The organism is Sphingomonas aerolata, assembly GCF_003046295.1.
In the GTDB taxonomy this organism is placed as follows: domain Bacteria; phylum Pseudomonadota; class Alphaproteobacteria; order Sphingomonadales; family Sphingomonadaceae; genus Sphingomonas; species Sphingomonas aerolata.
In genome coordinates this window covers 50826-77723 of sequence record NZ_PZZN01000003.1, presented here as the reverse complement: position 1 = coordinate 77723, position 26898 = coordinate 50826, and the positions used below count along the sequence as shown (strand labels likewise).

At 67.4% G+C, this 26898-nt stretch carries 22 protein-coding genes; 9 read left to right on the top strand and 13 right to left on the bottom strand.

Going from position 1 to position 26898, the window contains the following annotated elements; translation table 11 throughout:
* The first annotated feature begins 62 nt into the window (after positions 1-62).
* Positions 63-1313, top strand: a complete 1251-nt coding sequence (locus C8J24_RS12940; protein ID WP_107932992.1) for an MFS transporter — start codon at positions 63-65, stop codon at positions 1311-1313.
* Between the two features lie 87 nt (positions 1314-1400).
* Positions 1401-3728, top strand: coding sequence for a TonB-dependent receptor (locus C8J24_RS12935; protein WP_107932990.1), 2328 nt, complete (start codon positions 1401-1403; stop codon positions 3726-3728).
* A gap of 37 nt (positions 3729-3765) precedes the next feature.
* On the opposite strand, the gene C8J24_RS12930 is transcribed toward C8J24_RS12935, so the two are convergent.
* Entirely contained in the window at positions 3766-5172 is a 1407-nt protein-coding gene (locus C8J24_RS12930) for a coniferyl aldehyde dehydrogenase (protein ID WP_420894120.1), read from the bottom strand.
* A 152-nt stretch (positions 5173-5324) separates the two neighbouring features.
* Between C8J24_RS12930 and C8J24_RS12925 the strand changes: the two genes are divergently transcribed.
* Positions 5325-6311, top strand: a complete 987-nt coding sequence (locus tag C8J24_RS12925; protein ID WP_244180705.1) for an alpha/beta fold hydrolase — start codon at positions 5325-5327, stop codon at positions 6309-6311.
* Positions 6312-6326: 15 nt separating this feature from the next.
* On the opposite strand, the gene C8J24_RS12920 is transcribed toward C8J24_RS12925, so the two are convergent.
* The 3 genes from C8J24_RS12920 to C8J24_RS12910 all read right to left on the bottom strand — a co-directional run bounded on the left by C8J24_RS12920 (position 6327) and on the right by C8J24_RS12910 (position 11015).
* Entirely contained in the window at positions 6327-7967 is a 1641-nt protein-coding gene (locus tag C8J24_RS12920; protein WP_208620966.1) for a Na+/H+ antiporter, read from the bottom strand.
* A 77-nt stretch (positions 7968-8044) separates the two neighbouring features.
* Positions 8045-8659: a response regulator transcription factor gene (locus C8J24_RS12915; RefSeq protein WP_031440397.1), complete on the bottom strand. Its 615-nt coding sequence runs from the start codon at positions 8657-8659 to the stop codon at positions 8045-8047.
* A 19-nt stretch (positions 8660-8678) separates the two neighbouring features.
* Positions 8679-11015 carry a PAS domain S-box protein gene (locus C8J24_RS12910; RefSeq protein ID WP_167396760.1) on the bottom strand — a complete coding sequence of 779 codons (2337 nt, stop codon included), beginning with the start codon at positions 11013-11015 and terminating at the stop codon, positions 8679-8681.
* Positions 11016-11118: 103 nt separating this feature from the next.
* Here C8J24_RS12910 and C8J24_RS17590 point away from each other — a divergent pair, with 103 nt between their 5' ends.
* The gene (locus C8J24_RS17590) at positions 11119-11454 is read left to right on the top strand and encodes a hypothetical protein (protein ID WP_166747851.1); all 336 of its coding nucleotides are present in this window, start codon (positions 11119-11121) and stop codon (positions 11452-11454) included.
* 254 nt (positions 11455-11708) lie between these two features.
* Positions 11709-12305: a hypothetical protein gene (locus C8J24_RS12905; protein WP_107932986.1), complete on the top strand. Its 597-nt coding sequence runs from the start codon at positions 11709-11711 to the stop codon at positions 12303-12305.
* A gap of 28 nt (positions 12306-12333) precedes the next feature.
* On the opposite strand, the gene C8J24_RS12900 is transcribed toward C8J24_RS12905, so the two are convergent.
* The 4 genes from C8J24_RS12900 to C8J24_RS12885 form a co-directional block, all read right to left on the bottom strand.
* The gene (locus C8J24_RS12900) at positions 12334-13044 is read right to left on the bottom strand and encodes a Crp/Fnr family transcriptional regulator (protein ID WP_056407603.1); all 711 of its coding nucleotides are present in this window, start codon (positions 13042-13044) and stop codon (positions 12334-12336) included.
* A 103-nt stretch (positions 13045-13147) separates the two neighbouring features.
* The gene (gene cydX / locus C8J24_RS12895; protein ID WP_031440400.1) at positions 13148-13270 is read right to left on the bottom strand and encodes a cytochrome bd-I oxidase subunit CydX; all 123 of its coding nucleotides are present in this window, start codon (positions 13268-13270) and stop codon (positions 13148-13150) included.
* A gap of 28 nt (positions 13271-13298) precedes the next feature.
* Positions 13299-14438, bottom strand: a complete 1140-nt coding sequence (cydB, locus tag C8J24_RS12890; protein WP_107932984.1) for a cytochrome d ubiquinol oxidase subunit II — start codon at positions 14436-14438, stop codon at positions 13299-13301.
* A gap of 33 nt (positions 14439-14471) precedes the next feature.
* Positions 14472-16073 (bottom strand): cytochrome ubiquinol oxidase subunit I, encoded by a 1602-nt coding sequence (locus tag C8J24_RS12885; protein WP_107932982.1) that lies wholly within the window; start codon positions 16071-16073, stop codon positions 14472-14474.
* Positions 16074-16191: 118 nt separating this feature from the next.
* Between C8J24_RS12885 and cydD the strand changes: the two genes are divergently transcribed.
* Positions 16192-17913, top strand: a complete 1722-nt coding sequence (cydD, locus tag C8J24_RS12880) for a thiol reductant ABC exporter subunit CydD (RefSeq protein ID WP_107932980.1) — start codon at positions 16192-16194, stop codon at positions 17911-17913.
* Positions 17910-19568: an amino acid ABC transporter ATP-binding/permease protein gene (locus C8J24_RS12875; RefSeq protein ID WP_107932978.1), complete on the top strand. Its 1659-nt coding sequence runs from the start codon at positions 17910-17912 to the stop codon at positions 19566-19568. Before cydD ends, C8J24_RS12875 begins: the two co-directional genes overlap by 4 nt.
* A gap of 22 nt (positions 19569-19590) precedes the next feature.
* Here the strand turns inward: C8J24_RS12875 and C8J24_RS12870 are convergent, their stop codons facing one another.
* Both C8J24_RS12870 and C8J24_RS12865 read right to left on the bottom strand, forming a co-directional pair.
* A complete protein-coding gene (locus C8J24_RS12870) occupies positions 19591-20307 on the bottom strand; it encodes a Crp/Fnr family transcriptional regulator (RefSeq protein WP_107932976.1) in 717 nt (238 codons plus the stop codon).
* Positions 20297-21616, bottom strand: a complete 1320-nt coding sequence (locus C8J24_RS12865; protein WP_107932974.1) for a radical SAM protein — start codon at positions 21614-21616, stop codon at positions 20297-20299. The genes C8J24_RS12870 and C8J24_RS12865 overlap by 11 nt, the downstream gene beginning before the upstream one ends.
* Positions 21617-21742: 126 nt before the next feature.
* On the opposite strand from C8J24_RS12865, the gene C8J24_RS12860 reads away from it, so the two are divergent.
* Positions 21743-22432 carry an OmpW/AlkL family protein gene (locus C8J24_RS12860; RefSeq protein WP_107932972.1) on the top strand — a complete coding sequence of 230 codons (690 nt, stop codon included), beginning with the start codon at positions 21743-21745 and terminating at the stop codon, positions 22430-22432.
* Between the two features lie 33 nt (positions 22433-22465).
* Here the strand turns inward: C8J24_RS12860 and C8J24_RS12855 are convergent, their stop codons facing one another.
* The 3 genes from C8J24_RS12855 to C8J24_RS12845 form a co-directional block, all read right to left on the bottom strand.
* Positions 22466-23392: a Gfo/Idh/MocA family protein gene (locus C8J24_RS12855; RefSeq protein WP_107932970.1), complete on the bottom strand. Its 927-nt coding sequence runs from the start codon at positions 23390-23392 to the stop codon at positions 22466-22468.
* 2 nt (positions 23393-23394) lie between these two features.
* Positions 23395-24387: an AraD1 family protein gene (gene araD1 / locus C8J24_RS12850; RefSeq protein WP_107932968.1), complete on the bottom strand. Its 993-nt coding sequence runs from the start codon at positions 24385-24387 to the stop codon at positions 23395-23397.
* Between the two features lie 67 nt (positions 24388-24454).
* Positions 24455-26008, bottom strand: a complete 1554-nt coding sequence (locus C8J24_RS12845) for an aldehyde dehydrogenase (NADP(+)) (protein ID WP_107932965.1) — start codon at positions 26006-26008, stop codon at positions 24455-24457.
* Positions 26009-26119: 111 nt separating this feature from the next.
* Between C8J24_RS12845 and C8J24_RS12840 the strand changes: the two genes are divergently transcribed.
* Complete coding sequence (locus C8J24_RS12840) at positions 26120-26881, top strand: FadR/GntR family transcriptional regulator (protein ID WP_056407587.1); 762 nt, start codon at positions 26120-26122, stop codon at positions 26879-26881.
* Positions 26882-26898: the final 17 nt, after the last annotated feature.

Genomic DNA, 26898 nt, shown 5'->3' with positions numbered 1-26898 from the left:
AACCGACGCGGACAAGAGAAACTGGCTCGCATCCATCGTCCTCTCGTCCATGCTGGCCCGCTATGACTTTGCCCATCAAGACCGTCGCGCAACTCAGCGCCCGTGGCCGCACATTGCTGTTCGCGCTGGTCGTCACCGCCGGCATCCTCAACCTCGTCGATCGCCAGATCATCGCCGTGCTGAAGCCGACGATCGCCGCCGATCTCGGCTGGAGCGACGATGATTACGGGACGCTCGCCGCCTGGTTCCAGGGCGGCGCGGCGTTCGCGTTCCTGTTCACCGGCTGGATCGTCGACAAGCTCGGGGTGAAATGGGCGAACCCGATCGGTGTCGCGGCGTGGAGCATCGCCGCGATGGCGCATGGCTGGGCGCGATCGATGACCGAGTTCGTGATGATCCGCGTCAGCCTGGGCGCGACCGAGGCGATGGGCACGCCGACCGGGATCAAGACGATCGCGTCGGTGCTGCCCAAGAACTGGCGATCGAGCGGGTTCGGCGCGACCAATGCGGCCAACAGCATCGGTGCGATCCTGGCGCCGCTGGCTATTCCGGGCGTCGCGCTGCTCGTCGGCTGGCGGGGGACGTTCGTCGTCGCAGGCGCGCTCGGGCTCGTCTGGGCAGCGGTCTGGCTGATCGCGACCCGTCGCCTGCGCTTCACCTCGCAGCCCGTGGGCGCCGTAGATGCCGCGGCACCGGTCGGCGACTATGGCCCGATCCTGCGCAATCGCCAGACCTGGGCGATCGCGGTCGCCAAGATCCTGTCCGACGCGACCTGGTGGCTGATGCTCTTCTGGTTGCCCGACTTTTTCCACCGCCAATTTGGGCTGAGCGGAGTCGCGCTCGGCGTGCCGCTGGCCATCGCCTATGGCGGCGCGGCGGTTGGCTCGCTGCTCGGGGGCGGCGTGGCGACCCGGTTGCTGAGCCTCGGCTATAGCGTCAACGCCGTCCGCAAGGGCATATTGCTGGTTGCCGCGCTCTGCGTCCTGCCCGTTCCGCTCGTGCTTTACGTCGGCAGCTATCCCGTCACGATCGCGCTGATGGCGCTGACGCTCGCCGCGCACCAGGCGTTCTCGACCAACCTGTTCGCGCTGATCGCCGACGTCGTGCCGCAGGACAAGCTCGGCCGGGTCACCGCGTTCGGCTCGTTCAGCGGCAATGTCGGTGGTATGGTGATCGCCAAGGTCGCCGGCCTCGTACTGACCGCCGGGCTCGGCTACCTGCCGCTGTTTCTGTTCGCCAGCGTCTCCTATCTGCTCGCGGTCGGCTGGATCCAGCTGCTGCTGCCGCGGTTGCGCCCGGTCGAGGGGCACTAAAGCTGATACGATGCGGCTGCATCCAGATCTATATACCCATCGGCTGAATGGGATTTAAAAGACGACATCATCTTCGGGAGGGATATCATGATCGATCCACGCCATGTGGCGCTGCTGGCCGGCACCGCGCTTGCGACCCTGGCCGCGCCGGCATTCGCTCAGGACACGGCCGCGGCGCCGGCAGTCGCGCCGCCCAAGGCGGCGACGCCTGCCGCCGACACCGGCGAAGACGTCGTCGTCACCGCGCGCTTTCGCAACGAAAGCCTCCAGTCCGTACCGATCGCGATCTCCGCCGTCAGCGGGCAGTCGCTCGCCGAACGCCAGTTGAACACCGTCGAGAACATCGCCGCGACGATCCCCGCGGTCGGCTTTCGCAGCGGTGCGTCGAACAAGGACCGAACGATCTTCATTCGCGGCGTCGGCACGATCACCACTTCGCCGGGCGTCGAGCCGTCGGTGTCGACCGTGCTCGACGGCGTTGTCCTCACCCGCCCCGGCCAGTCGACGCTCGACCTGGGCGAGGTCGAGCGGATCGAGGTGCTGCGTGGTCCACAGGGCACGTTGTTCGGCAAGAACGCGTCGGCGGGCGTCGTCAACATCGTCACGCGCAATCCGACCGACGAGTTCCGGATGTTCGGCGAAGCGGGCGTCACGTCGGACGAGGAATACCGGATCAAGGCCGGCATCTCGGGCGCGATCGTGCCCGGCAAGGTCCAGGCGCTGATCGGCGGCCTTTACGACGACTTCAAGGGCAATGTCCGCAACGTCACGCGCAACGACGACGTCAACGGCTATCGACGCTACGGTGCGCGCGGCAAGCTGGTGATCACGCCGTCGGACGCGCTCAAGTTCACGATTATCGGCGACTATCTCAATTCGCGCGATACCACCCCGACCAGCGTCTATGCCAGCACCAGCCGGACCGCCTACCCCACCGGCACCGTCACCAATTCGCCCGACCTGGCTGCCGCGCTTACGGCAAGTGGCATCGGTGCGAACGCCAGTAACCGCCGCACGAACAACGATACGATCACCGACGTGCGCGACGAAAATTACGGCGGCTCGTTCACGGGTGACCTGACGCTCGGCGACTATCACCTCACCTCGATCACCGGCTGGCGGCAGTGGTTGAACACGCAGCGTCAGGATTATGACAGCGTCGCCGCGCTCTCGACCGCCTTCCCGTCGGGGCAGGACGCTGGCCACGTCAACACCAAGCAGTTCTCGGAGGAGCTGCGGCTCACATCGCCCAAGGGCGGGCTGATCGATTACGTGCTTGGCGCCTATTATCTCCACGCCACCACCGACGAGACCTATCAGCGGACGCTGACGTCGCTCGCCGCTGGTGGCGCGCGCAGCACGACGACGGGTGTCGCGAACTACGGCATCACCAACGACAATTTCGCGTTGTTCGGCGAGGCCAACGTCAATTTCACCCCGCGCTTCCGTGGTATCGCGGGCTATCGTTCGACCTGGGACAGCCTGGACTTCTATCATGTCCGCACGTCGAGCGCGGATCCCCTCAATACCGGCGCAGCGGCGCTCGATCGACCCGGCGTGCGCGCCTATCACAATGCCAGCGACGGGCTCGATCGGCGTGGCGACAGCTACCGGCTCGGTCTACAATATGATCTCGGCGATCATGCGCAGACCTATTTCACCTTTTCGCGCGGCTACAAGGGCCCCGCGTATAACGTGTATTTCAACATGCGGTCGCTCAACGCGACGACGCCGCTCGACGAGGTTCCGCTGAGCCCCGAGACCTCGAACTCCTACGAAATCGGCTTGAAGGGCAGCACCGCAGACCGTGCACTGAGCTACAGCCTGGCCGCGTTCACGACGAACTTCGACGGGTATCAGGCAAGCTTCAACGACGTCGTCGCGGGCGCGCAGGTCAGCCGCCTGATCAACGCCGGCTCGGTGCGGTCGCGCGGGGCGGAGGCGGACGTGACGCTGCGCCCGACCAAGGGCCTGACGCTCGATATCTCGGCCGCCTATACCGATGCCACGGTGCGCAATTTCCTCTGCCCGCCGGGTGCGCCGACGAGCTGCAACATCGACGGCCAGCCGCTCCCCTACGCCCCCAAGATCAAGCTCTATGAGAATGCGGCGTACCGCTTCGCGCTCAGCGACACGCTCGCGCTCGAACTGCAGAGCGACGTGACGTTCAGCAGCAAGGTGCAATATGCGCTGGCGCAGACGCCGAGCACCGTGCAGCCCGCCTATGCGATCTGGAATGCGAGCGTCGCCCTGCTCAGCGATCAGTCGGGCTGGCAGTTGCGCGCCTATGTGAAGAACCTGACGAACACGTCCTATTCGTCATTCCTGACCGCGGGGACGTTCGCAGGGACTGTCCGGTTCGTCCCGCGTGACGACCAGCGCTATGCCGGGCTGCTGCTGCGCAAGGACTTCTGACTACCGCCGGGCGCGGCTGATCGGATGGACGCGCGGTTCATCCTATCAGCCGCGCCGCGGCCTTGCGTGCGGTTGCGCCATAGGGGGGCTTCAGGCCAGCCAGTCTGGCGACGTCGAACCGCGCCTGCCGCAAGACCGCGCGGGCATGGCTGAAGGTGCGGAACCCGTCTGCACCGTGATAGGCGCCCATGCCCGACGGGCCGATGCCGCCGAACGGCAGATCCTCCATCGAGACGTGGAGGATCACGTCGTCGAGGCTGACGCCGCCCGACACGGTTCGATCGAGCAACCGGCGACGCTCGCCCGCATCGCTGCCGAAGTGATAGAGGGCAAGCGGCCGGTCGCGGCGATTGATCTGGCCGATCGCGTCGTCGATATCGTCATATCGACGGATCGGCAGGACCGGACCGAAGATCTCCTCCTGCATCACGATCATGTCATCGGTCGCGTCGCGGACGATGTGGAGCGGCATCTTGCGCGTGTTCGCACCGCTGAAGTCCTCGCCCGCCGGATTGACGATCTCGACCCGCGCGCCCTTGGTTCGGGCATCGTCGAGCCAGTCGTTCAACCGCGCCATGTGACGGTCGCTGACCAGCGACGTATAGTCCGGGTTGTCGAGCAATGTCGGATACATCGCGCTGGCCGCGGCCGTCAGGCCGGCCACTACGGCAGGCTCGTCGGCGTCGCGGACCAGCATGTAATCGGGGGCGAGACAGATCTGGCCGGCATTCAGCATCTTGCCGAGCGCGACCCGCTCGGTCGCGCGCGCGATATCCGCCCCCTCGCCGATCACCACCGGCGACTTGCCGCCCAGCTCCAGCGTCACGGGGACGAGATTGTCGGCGGCCGCGTGGAGGATATGGCGCCCGATGCCTGTCGCACCGGTGAAGAGCAGATGGTCGAACGGCAGGCTGGCAAACGCCTTGCCGACCTCCGGCCCGCCCCCGACAAAGGCCAATTCGTCCGCCGCGAAATACCGCCCGACGAGCTCCTCGAACAGCGCGCCGGTGACCGGGGTATATTCGCTGGTCTTGACGATCGCACGGTTGCCCGCGGCGAAGATGCCCGCGAGCGGCGCCATGATGAGGTTGACCGGGAAGTTCCACGGCGCGATCACCCCGACCACGCCCTTGGGCTGATATTCGACCCAGGCCTTCGCGCCGAGCAGCCCGAGTGGGAACTGGACCGCGCGCCGCTCCGGTTTCGCCCAGCGGTCGAGATGCTTGATCGCATGGGTGATCGGCGCGATCGATCCGGCGATGTCGGTGATCATCGATTGCTCGCGGCTCCGGTGCCCGAAATCTTCCGACAGCGCATCGCAGAACCGCGTGGCGGACTCGCGGATCATCGCCGCGGCCCGTTTCAGCCGGTCCTTGCGGACCGACAGCGGCTCGGGCATCGCTGCCATCGATGCCGCGCGCTGCGCCGCCAGGATCGCCATCATGTCGGTCATCGCCATCTCCCATCCGGCGCACCCGCCCGGCCCGGTTGTAATACCCGTGTCATGCCGCCTGCGCCTGCTGCTTCGCAAGCGGGTTGCATACCGGCCTCGCGGAGGCTTGGCGTGACCTGTCGGCGCAATCTATGTGTCGGCCGATGACGCATATGAATGAGAACTACCGCGCGGCGCCCACGCCGCCTCGCCATCCGGCGACGCGTGCGGCCGGCCTCGCGCTCGGTGTGGTGGCCGGTCTTGTGCTGTTTGCCAGGCTCGCGGCGAACCGCGCGGAACGCCGCGTGCCGGCCGACGGCAGGTTCATCGATATCGACGGGCGACGGATGCATTATCTCGAACGTGGAACGGGCCCGGCGATCGTGATGATCCACGGGCTTGGCGGGCAGATGCGCAACTTCGGCTATGCTTTGCTCGACCGACTGGGTGCGGATCACCGCGTGATCCTGATCGACCGCCCCGGCTCGGGCTATTCGGCGCCGATCGCGCAGGCCAATATCCGTGCACAAGCCGCGCATGTCGCGGCGTTCATCACCGCGATGGGGCTCGACCGACCGCTCGTCGTCGGCCACTCGCTGGGCGGTGCAATCGCGCTCGCGCTGGCGCTCGATCATCCGCGGCAGGTCGGCGGGCTCGCGCTGATCGCACCCTTGACCCAGCCGCTCGCCACCGTGCCGCAGATCGTCGCGACGCGCGCTATCGGTACGCGCGCGATGCGCAGCGCGCTGGCATGGACGGTCGCCACGCCCGCTGCCTTGCTCGCACGACCCAGCGGCGCGCGCATCGTCTTCGCACCCGATCCGGTACCCGACGATTTCGCGACCCGTGGCGGCGGCGCATTGATCGGTCGCCCATCGGCCTTTGCCGGAGCAGCGGCAGATCTCGCCGCGGCAAATGCCGATCTGCCGGCGATGGTCGCCCGCTATCCCTCACTGTCCGTTCCGACCGCGATCCTGTTCGGACGCGACGACGCGGTGCTCGATCCGCTGGCGCACGGCCAGGGTCTCGCCGACGCCTATCCCGCCGCGGCGCTCACGCTGGTCGCGGGCGGCCACATGATCCCCGTGACCCGGCCCGACGATGTGGCGGCATGGCTTTCCACGCTGACCAACCCCGGCGCTCCGGTCTGAGGTTCTCTTAAACCGTCAGCTGCGATACCGGGCCTCGACGAGATCGAGCTCACGGACCAGCTTGCGGATGGTCGCACTGCCGATCCGGCGATCGCGCGCGAGGTCGACGATCGTGCTGCGTTCGGCCTGGAGCGCGACGAGCTTGAAGTCCCGCTCGATCCGGTCCTGCACCCGCGCGGCCGCGGACGCCTTGGCGGAGCCGCTGCGGCTGTCGATCCGGTCGCGATAGATGTCCATCACCCGGCCACCCGCCGCCGCATAGAAATCGCCGTCGCCCATTCGTTCGGCCAGCTCATGCTGCGACCGCTCGACCGCGCGGATCGCCGCTTCCGCCGCCGCGACCCGCGCCGCATCCTCTTCCGCGAGCAGCGACGGCTCGGGCGGCATCGTCAGGCCGTTGAGGAGGATCGGCAAGCCGACGCTCGCCAGCACCAGCGACACGATGATCACCCCTGCGGCGAGGAATATGGCAAGGTCGCGCGCAGGAAACGCGGTGCCGTCGTCGAGTACGAGCGGAATCGTCAGGACACCTGCAAGGGTGATCGCCCCGCGGACCCCCGCCAGCGACATCGCCGCGACCAGCCGCCAGTCCGGGCTGTGGACCGTCACCCCGTCGCGATAGCGTCGGCGCAGCAGCGTCAGCCGCAACGACACCCAGACCCAGACGAACCGCAGGGCGGCGAGTCCGGCGACGATCGCGAGGACATAAGCGGCAAGCCAGCCGGTGCTGTCATGCCCCGTCATCTTGACCGTCGTCCTGGCACCCGCAAGGATCGCCGGCAGCTGTTCGCCGAGCAGCACGAAGATGATGCCGTTGAGCGCGAACTGGATCGTGTCCCACACCGAGTTGCGCCGCATCCGCGTATTCGGCAGCGCCTGACGCGATATCTCGGCATAGGTCATCGTCACGCCCGCCGCGACGGCCGCGAGGATCCCCGACGCGTGAAGATGTTCGGCGAGCAGATAGGAACCGAACGGGATCAGCAGACTGACGAGGATCTGCGACCCCGATTCCTCACCGAACCGCCGCGATACCCATGCTTTGGCGCGCGTGACCGCGAGCGTCAGGCCGACACCCACCACGATGCCTGCGCCGGCAACCCAGACGAAGTTGATCGCGGCGGAGGACGGCGAAAACGATCCGGTCAGCGCCGCGGCGATCGCAAAGCGCAGACAGACGAGGCCCGAGGCGTCGTTCAGCAGCGATTCCCCTTCGAGGATGTGCATCATCCGCTTCGGGATCGGGACGCGTGCGGCGATCGCCGAGACTGCGATAGGATCGGTCGGCGAGACGACTGCGGCAAGCGCGAACGCGACGGCAAGCGGTATGGCCGGGATCATCCAGTGGATGAACAGTCCCATGCCGATCACCGTGATCAGCACCAGCCCCAGCGCCAGTTCGACCACGGTCGAAATGTCCTTGAGCAGCTCGTCTTTGGGGATCCGCCAGCCATCGAGGAACAACAACGGTGGCAGGAACAGCAGCAGGAAGAGTTCGGGATCGAGCGCGACCCGGTACGACGTCGACATACCGATGACCGCACCGAGCATGATCTGCACCAGAGGCGTCGGCACCGGCACGGGGAGCATTCGCGAAATGGACCCGCTCAGGACTACCGCGAGCAGGAGGAACAGAACGATCGATACAGCTTCCAAAAGATACTCCCGCTTGGCGTCAGGTCCTTCCTAACCGGCACACGCCACAAACGACACCCCCTTGGACCGAACGATCGTCAGTCGACCGTCACGAGGCCGGCGGCAAAGGCAATCCGAAGCGCCTCCGACAGGCTGCGCACGCCGAGCTTGTCCATCAGATTGGCGCGGTAAATCTCGACGGTCCGCGGGCTCAGGCTCAGCGCATGCGCGATCACCTTGTTCGGCTGGCCGTCGATCAGTCCCATCAGTACGTCGGTCTCGCGCATCGAGAGCCGCGCGATCCGCTGACGCGCCGCCTGGGTCCGATCCGCCGCCGCGGTTTCGGTTTCGAGCCGCGCAAAACCTTCGTCGACCGTGCGCAGCAGTATGTGCGGATCGCACGGCTTTTCGAGAAACTCGAGCGCGCCCGCCTTCATCGCCTCGACGGCGAGCTGCACGTCGCCCTGCCCGGTCAGGATGATCGGCGCAAAATGCGGTGCGAACGGCACGAGCTTGCGCAACACCTCGAGCCCGGTGGTCCCGGGCATGTGATGGTCGAGCAGCACGATACCCGGGTCGAGGCTGCTGAGCTCGGCCAGAAACGCATCCCCGGAGCGAAAGCCGCGGATCAGCAGGTTCGGACGGGTCGACAGCAGCCCCTGCACCGATGCACGGACGGCGTCGTCATCGTCGACGACATAGACGGTACGCATCCAGACATCCTTTCACGGCTTATTCCAAACAGACATGCGGCACGGTGAAGCGAAAGCAGGCGCCACCGCCCGGGGCGTTGAAGCCGACCAGCTCGCCGCCATGCGCTTCGACGATCCGGCGGCAGATCGACAGGCCGAAGCCCATGCCCCCCTCCCCCTTCGATGACGTGAAGGGCGTGAACATCCGCGACAGGATCGCATCGGGCAAGCCGGGACCATTGTCGCAGATGCTGATCTCGACGAGCGCCGCTTTGTTCAACCGCGCCTCGATGAGGACGCCGCGCGCGCCGTCGGGCGATGTCGCCAACGCCTCGAACGCGTTGCGGAGCAGGTTGACGACCACCTGCTGCACCTGGATCCGATCCGCGAGCATGAAGTCGGCGTCGGGGGACAGCGCGAAGCTCAGCTCGATATCGGCATGCTGTCCACCGGACGTCAGCAACGTGACGGCCTCACGCAGTGTCGCCTCCACGGGCTCGATCCGCATCTCGGACTCGCGCTTGGCGATGAACTCGCGAAGCCGGTGGATGATGTCGCCTGCCCGCAGGGCCTGCGCGTTCGCCGATATCAACATGGCCTTGAGCCGGTCGCCATCCATGCCGGCGCCGCTGTCGAGGAGCAATTCGGCGGTCGTGACGAAGTTCGCGATCGCAGCGAGCGGCTGGTTGAGTTCATGCGCGAGCGCCGCAGCCATTTCGCCGACCGCGTTCAACCGGATGACCTGCATCAATTCCCGCCGGACGAGGCTCAGCCGCTCTTCCGCGGCGATCCGTTCCGAAATGTCACGGACGAACCCCGTCAGCACGCGTTCGCCGTCGACCAGTGCCTCGCCGACATGCAGTTCTACCGGGAAGCTGCTCCCGTCCGCGCGCCGCGCGGTGGTAAGCCGGCCATGACCAACGCCACGCCGATCGCCCGAGGCCGGATAACGCCGTAAATACCCCTGCTGCCACGCCTCGCGCTCGCCCGGGATCAGGGTCTGCACGTTCAATCCGATCGCCTCGGCAGCGCTATAGCCGAAGATGAGTTCGGCGGCGGCGCTGAAGGAGCGGATGGCGCCGGCCTCGTCGATCACGATCATCGCATCGGGCACGGTTTCAAGGATCGACCGCAATTGCGCCTCGCGCACGCGAAGCGCCGCCTCGCGCTCCTCGTGCCGCGTTATGTCCAGCGTGATCCCCGTCGTCCGGATCATGACGCCGGCCTGATCATAGAAGCACCGGGCAGAGCCCTCGAGAAAGCGCTGCGTGCCGTTGGGCAATCTGAGCCGATAGGTGAAGCTGATGCGGGGTGCGCGCTTGCCGACGGTTTCGGCGATCGTACGTTCGACCTCCGCCAGATCGTCCGGATCGATCAGCGCCGCCCAGCTCGGATAATCATGCAGGCTTCCCGCCGGCAGCCCCAGACGCTGCTCGGACCCTGCGGTCCAGGTCAGTGCCCCGGTCGCGACCTCCCATTCGAAGACCCCGACCTCGTGCGCGCTGCTGGCGAGCGCGAGACGCTCCTCGCTCTTGCGCAGCGCGGCCTCGATCTCGAGCCGCGTGCTGATATCGGTCATCGACAGGACAAGGGCCGGCGCACGGGCCAGCTTCTCGACCCTGCGCGCCTGCTCGATCACGTGCACCGCACTGCCGTCACGGCGGCGCTCGATCAGTTCACGCTCGCCATCGGCATGCGGGCAGCCCGTCGCCAAGCTGCCGTCGGCGGTGCACGACGCGAGCAGTACATGCTTCTGCCTGCCGAGCGCCTCGTGCGCACGCCACCCGTATAATTCCTCGCACCCGCGCGACCAGTGGATGATCCGGTCATCGGTATCGACCAGCGCCATCGGTGCGGCGTTCAATGCCTGGGTCAGCTCGGACAAAGCGGCGCGGTGGCGTGCTCCGCTACGTACCGTCCAGGTGACGAGCGCGCTGACCACCACGAAGTTCAGCGTAACGGTCATCAGTTCGCCCCAGACCGCAGACACCCCGGCAAGCTCGATGCTCGCCATTTCCACGAGCGGCGCTAGCACCGGTACGACCAGCAGCAGCGGCAGAACAAGTCGCAACATGTGCCATTCAGGCGACCAGGCACCGGGCTCGTCCAGAATATCACTTCGCCAGGCAAGTACCGCCAGGGCCAGCAGCATCGCGCCGATCGCGGATGGCAGGGACGTCGACGACAGATGCCACCCGGTCGCATGCAGGGCCGGGAGCATCGGGATCAGCAATAAAGCTGTGCTTGCAGTCACCAAACTGCCGCCTGCGAGTGCCGCTGCCAGCCGTCCATAGGAGCGGGTATTTGCCGCGGCTGCGCCGATCGCGACGGGCAATGCGACGAGTATGAGATCGGCGACAATGCCCGGCCCCGTCATCGCGCGATCAAAGGCTGTCCGGACATCATCTGCAAACAGCCACCCATCGATTCCATGGCTCCCGGCCGGCAGGACCAGTTGGACGAACAGGCGCTCAAGACCAATGGCGATCGGCACGGCGAGCAGCGGCATGGCTCGGCGACTGGAATGTCCGCGTGACAAAATCAGGGTCGCCGCCGCCATGCAGGCAAAGGCAATGCAGCCGAACGGCGGCATTGGCTCGACCAAACCGAACGTCGTCAGCACGGGAATCCGCAGCATCCATCCGATCAACGGGATCGTCGCGCAGGCAAAGACAGCCGCTATGCACAACCCGGCCACAGTACGGCCCGGCTGGCTCATTGTCGAAACGGAATCGTCTTCTATTGAAGTCTCCATGCTATCCGACAAATATATGCCAATACTGTATTATTACCTAGCTCGTTGGCAAATATATTGACCCATAATGACGGGCATTTCCACCATTATGGTCAGCTACGAAAAAGCGTCGATCCCGCGTCTTGGGAACGACGCGGCGATCCGCCCGAGAATAGGCGGGCGCGCCTAAGCATCGGTAAACGTCACCGAATATCAGCCGACGTTTTGGCTCCGCGACGGTCGTGGCCGCGGCCTCAATCCCGTGCTCTGCCGCTTTGACGACAATCAATGCCACGGTTCGCCATGACGGGCAGAGCGATGACCGGAGGAGCCGGCATGACGGACGGGCACGGCACGAAGCAGGACGGCAAGGCGCAGCGCGTCGATCGGGCATCGCGCGACGGCGAGTCGTCTCCGGTTCGAGCGTGTCGTCACTGGCATGTCATCCGCGACGACGACCTCGCGGACCTGTTGTCCGCGCATGCCGATCTGCGAAGCCTGTGCAGCATTCTCGAACATTGCGCAGACTGTTTGCCCATCAGACCCTCGGCGCGAGATGCGGACTGGATCTGTGCGCGACTGGCCTTGGTGACCGAACGGCACGACGATGGCCTCGAGCCGACGCTCGACACGCTGTTCCGGCGAACCCCGTCACAGCCGCTGATCGGCGTGGTGCTCGATCATGTCGCCGCACACCGCGCGACCGACGCCGTCTATGCGCAGGATCTCATCGTCGCGCTTGATCCGCGCTCGATCGAGGCTGACCGGTTCGCGCCCGACATGCTCGGCTATATGCTGCGATGCTTCTTCGACGGCTGCCGCCGTGCCACCGACTTCACCGAGCTGGCGATCCTGACCCTGGGGCATGCCCGCCTCACGCGCGCCGCCAGGATGCGGCTGACCGACAGCCTGGCGCGTAGCGTTTCACCCTGAGCGCAGCTTGCTGTCGCTCCCGGCGTCGCTATGCCGGATCGGCGCGCGCCGCGAGAGCGTCGCGGTCGACAATGGTGATGGCTCTTCCGCCGGGCAAGCCGATGACGCCGCGAGTCTTCAGCTGCGTCATCTGCCGGCTGACGGTTTCGATCGTCAAACCCAATATGTCGGCGATCTGACCCCGCGAAAGCGGGAGGTCGAACGTGACCGGCCCGCGGGGCGTTCCCCTGCAACCGGTCGCCGCGGCACGGGTCGCCATATCGACGAGAAACCCCGCGACCTTCTCGCTCGCCGACTTGCGCGCGAGCGTCAGCATGCGCGATCGTGCCTCGTCGAGCGCGGCAAGCGTGCGTTGCAGCAGCAACCGCTCCATTCGCGCATGATCGGTCAGGACGCGCTCGAACGACGCCCGCGGAAAGATGCACACTTCCGCGTCGGTCAGCGCCGACACGCTGAAATCCGCCTGCCCGGGATAGGGCTGCCCGACAAAATCGGCGGGGTATAGGAGCCCGACGATCTGCTCGCGGCCGTCACCGCTCGATGCGACGAGCTTGAGCACGCCCGACAGCAGATTGGCGCACAGGATATTGTCCTCGCCCGCCCAGATCAGCGTCTCGCCACGCCGCACGATCCGCCGCCGACCCAGGGTATTGAGCGCATGTAGTTCGCTATTGGTCAGGCTGCCGCACAGCGACTGATCGCGGACCGCACAGTCGACGCAGATGGTTGCAGCAAGCATGACGGGAGATATAGCGCCCGGTCGCCGAATTGACCGCATCAATTCGGCGCCGACTGGTCAATATCGCCGGACGGGCCGGTCAGGATATGTTGCCCGACACTGTCTACGGCATGTCCGGTACGTCGATCTCGTCATCGGCCGGCAACGAGAATTCATGCCACATGCCGTTCAGCACTCCGAAGCCCAGCGCAAGGCCGAGGCCCAATACCCAACTGAAATACCACATTATCTATCGTCCTTGCCGCACGGAGTGATCAGTAGAAATCGGGATTGGTCGCGACCTCGTGCGCGGTGACGCGGCCCCACATCAGCTTGAAGGCCCATGCGGTGTAGGCGAGGACGATCGGCAGGAAGACGACGGTGACGAACAGCATGATCCCGAGTGTCTTTTCGGACGATGACGCATTCCAGACCGTCAGGCTCGAATGCGCATCGATGCTGGACGGCAGGATGTAGGGGAACATCGACAGCCCGACGGTCGCGATGATCCCCACCGCCGATGCCGAGGAACCCGCAAATGCCGCACTCTCGATCCGTCGGCGTATGCCGATCAGCGCGACCACCGCGCCGCCGAATCCCAGCAGCGGAGCGATCATCATCCAGGGATGGAGTGCATAGTTCGCCAGCCACGCGCCCGCGGCGATTTCGCTCGTCGTGCGCAGCGGATTGGACGGCCCCGCCGGATCGATGGTCCCGACGATGCGGAACCCGATATCGGTCCAGGCGACGAACGCCCAACCGGCCGCGAACAGGACCAGCGACAGGATCGCGGCCAATGTCCCGAACCGCGTCGCGCGGTCATGGACCGGGCCATGCTCGACCTTGATCGCCAGCCATGCGCTGCCGTGCAAAACCAGCATCGCGACCGACAACAGGCCGCAGATCAGCGTGAACGGCGTGAACAGCCCGAGGAAACTTCCGTCGAAAAAGGCGCGCAGATCGCTGTCCAGCCGGAACGGCGCCCCCGACAGGACATTGCCGACCGCGACCCCGAAGACGAGCGCCGGCACGACACCGCCCACGAACAGCGCCCAGTCCCATCCGGACCGCCACCGCGGATCCGGCCGCTTCGACCGGTACTTGAACCCGACCGGTCGCAGGATCAGCGCCGCGAGCACGAGGAACATCGCGAGGTAGAAGCCCGAAAAGCTGACCGCATAGACGAACGGCCAGGCGGCAAAGATCGCGCCGCCACCCAGGATGAACCAGACCTGGTTCCCCTCCCAGGTCGGGCCGACCGAGTTGATCACCATCCGGCGCTCGGAATCGGTCCGTGCGACGAACGGCAGAAGCGTGGCGACCCCGAGGTCGAACCCGTCGGTCAGCGCAAAGGCGATGAGCAACACCCCCATCAGCCCCCACCACAATATGCGCAGCGTCTCATAGTCGAACATCGGATCGTGCCTTTCGGATCAGGCGAAAAGGGGTCAGGCGGGGATCGGGTCAGCAGCAACGGGGCGCGCGGCGCCGCGCCCTGCCGATCCGGCATCGGGCACCGGATAAGCGTCCTCGTCATGCTCGAACGGCCCCTTGCGGATCGTCGCGAGGATTAGGCGGACCTCGATGACCGCGAGCGTCCCGTAGATTGCAGTGAAACCGATGATCGTCGTCCACAGGACCCCGCGCGTCAGCGAGGATGCGGCAAGGAAGGTCGGCAGCACGCCCTCGATCGCCCAGGGCTGGCGGCCGATCTCGGCAAGCATCCAGCCCAGCTCGATCGCGATCCAGGGCAAGGGGATCGCGAGCACCGCGAGTTTCAGGAACCACCGCGTCTGCGTGTGCAGGCGGAGCGACGTCAGGACGAACGCCGCACCGAACAGCGCGATCATCAGGACCCCGATCGCGGCCATGATCCGGAAGCTCCAGAACATCAGCGGTACGTTCGGCACCACGTCCCATGCCGTGGAAGCGATCAGTGCGAGGCTGGCAGTGCGCGGATCCGCGACATGCCGCTTCAGCAGCAAGGCATAGCCCAGATCACGCTTGTGCGCCTCGAACCGTGCGCGCTGCGCGACGTTGGCGGGGTCGGTCTTGAGCCGTTCGACCGCGTCATAGGCGACCACGCCCGACGTGATCCGCTCCTGCGCCTTCAGCACCAGTTCGGACATGCCGGTGACGGTGCCGTCGAGGCTGCGCGTCGCGATCAGCCCGAGGACCCAGGGGATCTGAACCTCGTACCGGGTTTCCCGGGCGGCGACGTCGGGTACGCCGAACAGCGTCAGACCGGCCGGCGCCGGTGCCGTGTGCCAGGCCGCCTCGATCGCGGCGAGCTTCATCTTCTGGTTGTCAGTCAGGGCATAGCCGCTCTCGTCACCCAGCACGACCACCGACAGCGACGCGGCCAGGCCAAAGGCTGCCGCCACCGTCATCGATCGCCGTGCCACGCCCTTGTAGCGGTCGGTCAGCAACCAGAAGGCGCTGATGCCCAGCACGACCACCGCCGCGCAGACATAGCCCGCGCTGACCGTGTGGACGAACTTGGCCTGTGCGATCGGGTTGAACAGGACGGCGCCGAAATCGGTGACCTCCATCCGCATCGTTTCGGGATTGAACGTCGCGCCGACCGGATTCTGCATCCAGCCGTTCGCGATCAGGATCCACAGCGCGGACAGATTGGTGCCGAGCGCCACCATGGCCGTGACGAGCAGATGCCCGAGCTTCGACAGTCGCCCCCAGCCGAAGAACATGATGCCGACGAACGTCGCTTCGAGGAAGAACGCCATCAGCCCCTCGATCGCGAGCGGCGCGCCGAATATGTCCCCGACATAATGCGAGAAATACGACCAGTTCGTGCCGAACTGGAATTCCATCGTCAGCCCCGTAGCCACCCCCAGCACGAAGTTGATCGCGAAGATCCGCCCCCAGAAGCGCGTGATCACGCGCCAGATCGGCCGGTTCGTCATGACATAGACCGATTCCATGATGACCAGCATCATCGACAGGCCCAGCGTCAGCGGCACGAAGAGAAAATGATAGAGCGCGGTGAGCGCAAACTGCAGCCGCGACAGGTCGATGACCCCGAGGTCCATGGAACGGTCTCCCCCCCGGCGAACATGCCGGTTTGGTCGGGGCGTAAGTTGCGCGGCCGGTCAGAACATTGACCGCGGTCAAAGACCAGACGAACGGCAATACGCGACAAGCACGTCCATGACGGCACTATCTTCGAGCGACCTCGCATCCACCGACCCGACGCCCCGCGCGCGTCGCCAGTGGCTCAAGACCATCGCCCAGGGCGGTCGCCGCGGCGATGCGGCGGCGGCGTGGCTCATGCTCGACAGCGTTGCCGCAATCGGCTTTGCCGGCGGCCTGGCGGGGGCGATCGTCGCGGTTCCGGCCGGTGCCGCCGCGGTCCTGCCCTGGGTAATGCTCGTCGTCCTGTCCGGCGGCCTTCGCGGTCTCGTCGTCATGCTGGCGACGCGCAGGGGCGCCCGCCAGGCCGAGAACGCCAAGGTGACGCTGCGTCGCCGGATCGTCGCGTCGGCGCTGCACCGCGACCCCGGTGCGCCGACGACCACGGGTGTCCTGATGGCCGCGGTGGTAGACGAGGTGGACGCGCTCGACGGCTATATCGCGCGATTCCTGCCCGCGCGCAAAGCAGGCGCCATCGCGCCCTTCCTGATCCTGCTCGCGACCGCGTTGGCCAGCCCCGTCGCCGCGGGCATCCTGGTCGTGACGCTCATACCATTCATCGTCGCGATGGCGCTTGCGGGGGGCGCGGCCGCAGAAAAATCCCGGCGCCAGTTCACTGCGCTGGCCCGGCTGACCGGGCGGTTCGCGGACCGGGTGCGGGCGCTGCCGGTCGTCCTTGCGTTCGGCGCCGAGGACCGCGAGGCGCACGCGCTGGGGATCGCAGCGGACGAACTGGCGGCGCGGACGATGGGCGTGCTGCGCGTCGCCTTCCTGTCCTCGGGCGCGCTGGAGTTCTTCGCCGCGCTCTCGGTCGCGCTGGTCGCGGTCTATTGCGGCTTCAACCTGCTCCACCTCCTGCCCTTCCCGGTGCCCGAGCAGCTCGATCTTGGCCGCGCCTTCTTCGTGCTGGCACTCGCGCCCGAATTCTACGCGCCGATGCGCCGTCTCGCCGCCGCCTATCACGACAAGCAGGCGGCCGAGACGGCGGCGGATCGCCTGATCGCCCTGCCCGCGCCCGCCTCCCCCATGCCGGCGTCGCTGCCAGCGACGCCACACGCTCTGCGTCCCGATATGCCCGTTCTGCCCGCACTGGCGTTCAGGTCGGTCGCGATCCGCTATCCCGGCGCGGAACGCTGCGCGGTGTCCGACCTGATGTTCGACGTCCCGCCCGGCCGCATCGTCGTGCTGACCGGACCATCGGGCAGCGGCAAGACCAGCGCGTTGCACCTGCTGCTCGGCCTCGCGCCGCTGGTCGCGGGCGATGTCCTGATCGACGGCGAGCGGCTCCCACCCGGCGGTTCGCTCGCGCCGTCCGCATCCTGGGCTGGCCAGCATCCGTTGATCATCGCCGGAACGATCCGCGAAAACCTGCGGCTTGCCTGCCCCGACGCCACCGACGATGCGATCGACCGCGCGGTGGTGCAGGCCGGTCTTCGGCCGATGCTGATGGCACGCGGCGGCGGTCGGATGGCCGCCGGTCTCGACACGCGGCTCGATGCGCGCGGCGGCGGGCTGTCCGGTGGCGAACGGCGGCGGCTTGCCCTGGCGCGCGCCATGCTCAAGCCGGCACCGATCCTGCTGCTCGACGAGCCGACGGCGCATCTCGATGCGCTGTCGGAGATTGCGCTGGTCACGACGATCGTGGCGGCCTGTCGCGGCCGGACGACGCTGATCGCGACGCATAGCGACCGCCTGGTCGGCATCGCCGATCATGTGGTCCGGCTTGGAGACCCCGCATGACTGGTCCACTCGACAGGTTGCTCGCGCAGGAGCGAGGTGCGCAGCGCCTACTTCTCGCACGCGCCGCGCTGCTCGCCGCAGTGGTCGCGGCAGCGTCGGTCCTGCTGCTCGGGTTGTCGGGCTGGTTCATCACCGCCGCCGCGATCGCCGGTCTGGCGGGCCCGGCGGCAGCGCTCGCGTTCAACTACATGCTGCCCAGCGCGGGGATCCGGCTTCTTGCCATCCTGCGGACTGGCGCACGCTACGGCGAGCGCCTCGCCAGCCACGAGGCGGCGTTCGGCGCGCTCGCACGGATACGCCCGGCCATTTTCCGCGCGCTCGCAGCACAGCCCGCTGGGACCGCGCTCGCCTTCGGGACGGGCGAAGCGACCGCCCGGCTGATCGGCGACGTCGATGCGATGGAGATGCAGTTCGTACGGCAGTCCGCGCCCTGGGGCGTCGCCGCGGCGCTGATCGCGGGGTTTGGGCTCGTTTCGCTGGGCAGCGTCGCAGCCTCGATCGCCACCGCCTGTTGCATGGCGGTGCTCCTGATCATTGCCGACCGGCTTGCCCGTCGTAGCGCGCCGCTCGGCCAGGCGGTGCAATATGCTGCCGGGGCGCTTCGCGAGACGTTCGCAGGCCTTGCCGATGCCGCCCCGGAACTGCAATGCTTCGGACTCGAGCCCTGGGCCGCTGCGCAGGTCGACGATCGAAGTCGTGCGCTCGCCGCCGCGCAGCGTGCGCAGGCAGAAGCCGCCGGATGGCTGGACCTGCTGCATGCGACGGCCGTCGGTATCGCCGCCGCCGGCGCCGCGATCCTGTCGGCAGGATCGGGGGCGCCACGGGCTGCGCTGGCGGCGCTGGCAGCGGCGATGACGATCGATGCGGGCACGCCGGTGCTGCGCGCGATGATCGAGCGGGGCCGCATGCGCGCGGCACGCGACCGGCTCGACGATATCCTGAAAACGCACGAGGGCGCAGAGACTTATCTGGAGAATGCATCTCCGCGCGCCTTGCCGAACACAGCCGGTCCTAGCCGTAGCGCATTGCACTTCGTCCTGCCGGCGGGGATGTGTCACGTGCGGCGGGGCGATCGGGTCGCGCTGACCGGCCCCTCGGGGATCGGCAAGACGACGCTCGTGGAAAAGATGCTGTCGTTGCGGCCGAGCGCGCCTGGCGAGATCTGGCTGGACGGAGATGATATCGGCCTGATCCCGGCAGAGATATCGCGGCGCAGCTTCGCCTGGGCACCACAGGATGCCGCGCTGCTGTCGGGGACGGTGCGCGACAATCTGATGCTGGCCAACCCGGATGCCGACGATGCCACGCTGTGGCGGGCGCTGCACGACGCGGTGCTCGACGATCGGGTTCGCGCGCTCGATCACGGACTCGACGCGTGGGTCGGTGAAAACGGCGCACGGCTGTCGGGCGGGGAGCGACGCCGTCTCGCGGTGGCGCGTGCCTATTGCTCGCTCGCGCCGTGGCTCGTGCTCGACGAGCCGAGCGAGGGGCTGGACCGCACGACCGAAAGGCTGCTCGCGGTCAGACTGGCGCAGCGCCTCGACACGACCGGACAGGGGCTGATCCTCGTGAGCCACCGCCCGGCGCTCGTCGCCCTCTGCCCCCGGCGTTTCGACCTGACACAGGCGGGATTGGACCGGCGCAGCGCCGCCTAGCAGCGGCTCCGGGCGCTGTCGCTCAGCCTGCCGCGGCCCGCGCGAGCTGCGCCCGATCGAGGATGATGACGCCGCGCCCGCCCGGCAGGGCAACGACCCCGCGGCGCTTCAGGGATGTCATCTGCCGGCTGACGGTCTCGATCGTCATCCCCAGCAGCGCACCGACCTCCGACCGGCTCATCGGCAGGTCGAAGCGGGCCGGGCCCGGCTGACCCATCCGCCGTGCCATTTCCAGCAGGAACGTGGCGATCCGCGCCCCCGCGGCCTTGCGTCCCAGCATCAACATCCACATCCGCGCATCGTCGAGCGCACCGAGCGCGCGGTGCAGCAACAGGCGTTCCATCGCCGGATGCGCGTCGAGCATCTTTTGCAGCGCCGCGCGCGGGTACACGCACAGCTCCGCATCGGTCATCACCCGGATCGTCTCGTTCGCGGTGTCGGCAAACAGGTCGCCGACGAAATCTCCGGCAAAGGCGAGGCCGACAATGTGTTCGCGACCCTCCGGCCCCGCGCGCATCGCCTTCAGCACGCCCGACACGACGGTGGCGCAGATCGCGTTCGGATCCCCGCTCCAGACCAGCACCTGCCCTGCCGGCAACGTCCGCCGTCGGCCGATCCCGTGCAGCGCGACCAGGCCCGCGTCTTCGAGCGTCGCACACAGCGCATCGTCGCGTACGTTGCAGGCGGCACAGCGCGGCGGCAGCGTCACGATCGCCTCGCCCGCCGCGCTAGACCGCATGGCTGAACCGTGCCGACGCGGTCTGCCGGTACGCGTCGAGCTTGCTCGCAATGACGCGTGCATAGGGAAGCGCGTCTTCGCTCAGGCGGAGCACGCTCCCCTCCCAGGCGATCAGCCCGTACCGTTCGAACGGCGTCAGCCGAATACGGATATCGGCCCCGCCATCCAGTGCGGTCAGGTCGGCCGTGCCCCGGGTCAGGATCGTCTCGATCGCCCGGCCGCGCAGCCTGTCTTCGGGGCTGCGCCGCAGCCCGCGACAGGTTGCAAGGGCTCCGGCATCGATCCGCATGCCGTAGCGCCCCGTATTCTTCTCGGCCTGCAGGATCCGGTCGGGGAAATCGCTGATCGCGCTGGCGCCCAGACCGATCAGGATCTCCGCCGGGTCTTCGGTGAATCCCTGGAAGTTGCGGCGCAGGCCGCCGCTCGCCGCCGCCTGCGCGAGCGCATCGGCCGGTCGGGCGAAATGGTCGAACCCGACCCGATCATAGCCGGCATCGACCAGCAAGCGATGCGCCAGGGCCGCCTGCGCAAAGCGCTCCGCCGTCCCCGCCAGCCCGTCCGCGACGATACGTCGCTGGCGCGGTACGAGGTGCGGGACATGCGCATAGCCGAACACCGCGAGCCGGTCGGGGGCCATCGCGATGCTCTCGACGATGCTGGCCCGCAGGCTCTGCTCGGACTGTCGCGGCAGGCCATACATGAGATCGAAATTGATCGACCCGACACCGGCCTCGCGCAGGAGCGATGTCGTGCGACGGATATCCTCCGACGGCTGCACGCGCCCGATCGCCGCCTGGACCTGCGGGTCGAGCGTCTGGACGCCGAGGCTGACCCGCGACACCCCTGCTCGCCCGATCGCCCCCGCCCAGTCGCGGTCGAAGCCACGCGGATCGACCTCGACCGATAGTATCGCATCGGTGCAGTCGAACGCCGTCCTGACGCTTTCGACGAGCCGGAGAAACGCCGCCGGCGGAATCGCGTTCGGACTGCCGCCGCCGAATGCGATCCGTCCCACGCGGACGCCAGTCACCCGCTGCGCGACGAGTGCGATCTCGCGTTCGAGCCGTTCGACATAGGTGGCGAGCCGCGCGGCGCGGTTCGCCGCCCCCGTATTGCATCCGCAATACCAGCATATGTCCCGGCAATAGGGGATGTGCAGATACAGCGAAACGACCGTCCCCGGCGCGATCGCCGCCAGCGCCTCCTCCATGTCGACCGGACCGACATCGTCGCCGAATTCGGCAGCGGTCGGATAGCTGGTGTAGCGCGGCACGGGTGTCGCGAGCAGTTCGGGGTGATAGGTCCACATGCGATGATGGGTGCGATGTCCCCTTCGACTGGTCTTTGATCGGCATCAAATCCGCGTTTGGCCGTGATCAACGCCCCCGCCTCGCCGCACGCCTAGCCCGAACGCATCCCAATCAGGAGTCGGGCAATGGAGCATCTTTCCATCGGCGTAGTTCTAGCCGCCGCCGGCCTCGGCATCGCCACGCCGGCCATGGCGCAGGACCCGGCACCGCGCACCGGTATCAAGGCCGGCGACGTGCTCGTCCGCCTGCGCGCGATCGTCGTCGCTCCGAACGAACGCTCGGGCGGGATCCTCCCGACCTTCCCCGGCGAGCGCGTCAGCGTCGACAACAGCGCGATGCCCGAGGTCGACGTCACCTATATGGCCACCGACCAGATCGGCTTCGAACTGATCGCCGCGACGACCAAGCACAGCGCCAGCGGGCGTAGCGGGACGACCGGATCGATCGGCAAGCTGGCCTCGACCTGGGTGCTGCCCCCGACGCTGACCGCGCAATATCACCTCAACCCGCGCGGCTCGATCCGTCCCTATGTCGGGGCCGGGCTGAACTACACGATGTTCTGGAACGAGGATGCCTCGGCGGGTCTCGAAAAGGCGGTCGGGCGGACGCGGGTGCGTATGAAGGACAGCTTCGGCTGGGCGGCGCAGGCCGGGGTCGACGTCGACATCACGCCGAAGGTCTTTCTCAACCTCGACGTCAAATATATCGACATCGACACGAGCGCCCGACTGCGCACGACGGCAATCGGTACGCAGAACGTGAAGATCAATCTCGATCCGCTCGTCTTCGGCGTCGGTCTCGGCCTGAGGCTCTAATCCCGCGGCCGAACTGGACCGCGGGCCATTGCCCTAGTCGTCAAACGCCGCGACCGAGACGCGGGTGCCGCGTAGGAACGCGTCGGCCACGAGCGTGAAGGGGGTCGTGTCGACCTCGCTGCGCCCGTCGCGGACCAGGGCGGCGAAACGCGCATAGAGCCCGGCATATTCGGCATCGTCATGCTCGCTGCTGCCCTCGGGCAGTGTGAGTACGGCGCCCCCTCTGGCGAGACGGAGCGTACCGGCATCGGTGTCGACGACGATGTCCCAGCTTTGCGGGCCCGTCTGGCGCCAGTCGAGATCCATCGTGATCGGCGTGCCCGACGCGCTGCGAAAGGCGAGATCTGCAGCAATGGGCGCGGCACGATTGGCCGGTGTCGACAGGGTCGCAGACGCAAGGAAGAACGGCTCGGGCAGGATCTCGGTCGCGATCGACAAGGCATTGATGCCCGGATCGAATACGCCGAGGCCGCCCGGCTCCCAGATCCACGCCTGGCCGGGATGCCATACGCGTACGTCCTCGCGCCAGACGATCGACACGCGGTCGATGCGACGGTCGGCCAGCCAGGCCTTGGCGGGTGCGACACCCGCCGCGAACCGCGAATGCCAGCCGGCGAACAGCGTCGCGCCGGTCTGTGCTGCCTGGGCCTCGAGCGCGTCGACCTCCGCGAGTGTCGCGCCCGGCGGCTTTTCGAGGAACACATGCAGGCCCTTATCGAGCGCCATCGCGGCGAGCGAATAGCGCACCTGCGGCGGCGTGCAGAGCGCGATCGCGTCGATCGCCGGACCGTCGGCGAGCAGCGCCTCCAGCGACTTGAAGTTGGCGACGCCCTCGACGCCCGGATCCCGCGGGCTGACGCTGGCGACGAGCTCGAATTCGGTGTTGCCCGCGATCGACGGGAGATGCTGGTCGCGGGCGATCTTGCCCATGCCGACGACGGCGATGCGAATGGCGGCCACGCTCAGAGCGCCTTTACCGAGACCAACCGCGGCGCGGCCCTGGTCAGCGTGTTGCGCAGCGGCAGCGTGAAGGGCGCGGCCTCGATCTCGAACACGTCGCCTTCGCGCGTCGTCACGCCCTCGGCGAACGACAGCGTCGCGGTCCCGAAGAAATGGACATGAATGTCGCCCGGGCGGCGGAACAGATCATATTTGAAATGATGCGCCTCGAGATTGGCGATGCTGTGCGACATGTTCGCCTCGCCCGACAGGAACGGCTTCTCCCACAGGACGGCGCCGTCGCGGTGGATCCGGCTCATCCCCTCGACATGCTCGGGCGGCGTGCCGACGAGCAGCTCCGGGCCGAGCGACGCCTGGCGCAGCTTGGAATGCGCGAGCCACAGATAATTGTGCCGCTCGGTCACGTGATCGCTGAACTCGTTGGCCAGACACAGGCCGAGCCGGAACGGCGTGCCGTCAGCCCCGATCAGGTAGATCCCGGCAAGCTCGGGCTCCTCGCCGCCATCTTCGGCAAAATCAGGCATCTCGAGCGCCGCGCCCGGCGCGACGAGCCCCGAACCGTCACCCTTGTAGAACCATTCGGGCTGCTGACCGCGCTCCCCCGGCCCCGGCTTGCCGCGCTCGACCCCTTCCAGGAACATCCGCATCGAATCGGTCTGCTTTTCCGCATCCGCCGCGGCACGGTGCATCTTGTCGCGTCCCTCGGCCGAGCCGAGATGCGTCAGCCCGGTACCCGTCATGACGACATGCGCCGGGTCGACATGATCGATCGGCGACATCAGCCGACCGGCAGCCAGTTCGGCCGCGATGTCGACGCTGGCGCCCGTCCCATACGCCGCAACCGCGCCGGCGAGATCGGTGCCATCGGCGATCGCGCGCTCGGCAAGCGCACAGACGCTATCTACGCCGGTAACAAACGCCGCCCCGGCGCTGGTGGCCGCGATCACCGATCGCGTGCCGTCGACGCCAACATGCTGCAACAGGCGCAAGCTCATCATCCTCTCCTTTCCGGGTGCCGCTGTTACGGTTCGCCCGGACGTCATCATGCGGGGAATTGGCGGGTCAGCCGGCGACGACGCCGTCGATCAGCCGCGGCGCGTCCGTGTCGTCACGCACGCAGGCGGGCAGCAATTCCGGCAGCAGGTTCTGGTAGGATACCGGCCGCAGGAAACGGTCGATCGCCAGGCTGCCGACCGAGGTGGTGCGACCGTCCGACGTCGCCGGGAACGGTCCGCCATGGACCATCGCATGCGCGACCTCGACACCCGTCGGCCAACCATTGGCCAGGATCCGCCCGGCCTTGCGCTCGAGCAGCGGGATCAGGCGCGACGCCATCCCGGCATCGCCCGCGTCCATCTGGATCGTCGCGGTCAGCTGACCTTCCGCGGCGCGCAGCACGGCGTGGAGCTCGTTCTCGTCGGCGCAGCGCACCAGCAGCGACGACGCCCCGAACACCTCATGCCCCAGCGCCGCATCGCTCAGGAACTGTGCAGCGGTGGTTTCGAAGAACGCCGCCTGCCCCTGTGCGACACCTTCGCCGACCTTGCCCTGTGCGATCGTCTTGACCGCGTCATGGCCCGCGAGCGCCTCGACGCCCTTCTGGTACGCGGCATGGATGCCGCCGGTGAGCATGGTCGCAGCCGGTGCGTCGGGAAGCGCGGTCGCCGCTGCGGCGACAAACGCATCAAGCCCGTCGCCTTCGATCGCGAGGACCAGACCGGGATTGGTGCAGAACTGCCCCGCGCCCATCGTCAGCGACCCGACGAACGCCGTACCCAGCGCCGCGCCGCGCGCTTTCAGCGCCTCGGGCAGCAGCACGACGGGATTGATGCTCGACATCTCGGCATAGACGGGGATCGGCACGTCGCGCGCCTGCGCCAGCTTGACGAGTGCCAGGCCGCCAGCGCGCGACCCGGTGAAGCCGACCGCAGCGATCCGCGGATCCTGGACCAGCGTGCTGCCCAGATCATTGCCGGGGCCGACCAGATGCGAGAACACACCCTTTGGCAGGCCGCAGGCAGCAACCGCCGCCTCGATCGCGCCAGCGACCATCGCGCCGGTTGCGGGGTGCGCCGGATGACCCTTGACGACGACGGGGCAGCCCGCAGCGAGCGCGGAGGCGGTATCACCACCCGCGGTCGAGAAGGCGAGCGGGAAATTGCTGGCGCCGAACACCGCGACCGGGCCGAGCGGGATCATCCGCAGCCGCAGGTCGGGACGCGGCAAGGGCGCGCGGTCGGGCAGCGCCGGGTCGATCCGGACACCCATCCAGCCGCCGCGGCGCACGACGCCTGCGAACAGCTTCAGCTGCCCGACGGTACGACCCCGCTCGCCCTCAAGCCGCGCGCGCGGCAAGCCGCTCTCGCGCATCGCGGTGACGATCAGCGTGTCGCCGAGCGCGACGATCTCTTCGCCGATCCGTTCGAGAAAGTCCGCGCGGGCTGCATTGTCGGTCGCGCGATACGCATCGAATGCCGCGTCGGCGGCAGCACAGGCCGTCGCAACGTCATCAGCGCCGTGGACCGCAAAGGCCTCGCCGGTCGCGAGCCCCGTCGCCGCGTCGATCGAACGGAACGCGTCGTTGCCGGCCGTCTCGGCCGTCTGGATATTAGTCATGGATAGTAGCTCCCTTATACTCAGACTTATGCGCAATGGCCCGATTTAGCAATCTTTTGGCGTTCCTTGATGGCACGCGGACTGTTACGCCGTGATGATGGAGCAGGCGCTATGACGATCAACGACGACGATCCACAGGAGATTGTGACCGACGCCGGAACAGCACGCAGCCCCCGGGGGACCGGCCGCCGCCTTCACGGCGCGGTGGCGCACAAGCTGGGCACCGCGATCCTGTCGGGCGAATATGCGCCCGGCGACACGCTGGCCGGGGAAGTCGATTTCTCGAAGACGCTCGACGTGTCGCGAAGCGCGTACCGCGAGGCTGTCCAGGTGCTGACTGCCAAGGGGCTGGTCGAGAGCCGGCCCAAGATCGGCACGCGCGTCCTGCCCCGTAGCCGGTGGAACCTGCTCGATCCCGACGTGCTCGCCTGGGCATTCGCGGCCGAGCCCGACATCATGTTCGTCCGCGACCTGTTTGAACTGCGCGCGATCGTCGAACCGGCCGCCGCCGCGCTGGCGGCCGAGCGTCGCGACCGCGCCGATCTGAAGATCATGAAGGACGCGCTCACCGCGATGCGTCGCCACACGCTCGCGACCGAGGCGGGCCGCGCGGCGGATCGCGAATTCCACGACGCCGTGCTGACCGCGACGCGGAACGATGCGCTGATCGTGCTGAGCGCCAGCATCGGCGCGGCGGTCAACTGGACCACGCAGTACAAGCAACGCGCCCGCGCGCTGCCCCGCAACCCGATCCCCGATCATGTGCTGGTTTATGACGCGATCGCAGCCGGCGATGCCGCGGCGGCAAGTGCCGCGATGCGCACGCTGGTCGACCTGGCACTGGAAGATACGAAGGCGGCGATGCAGCGCTGAACGCGCCGCACCGCCGA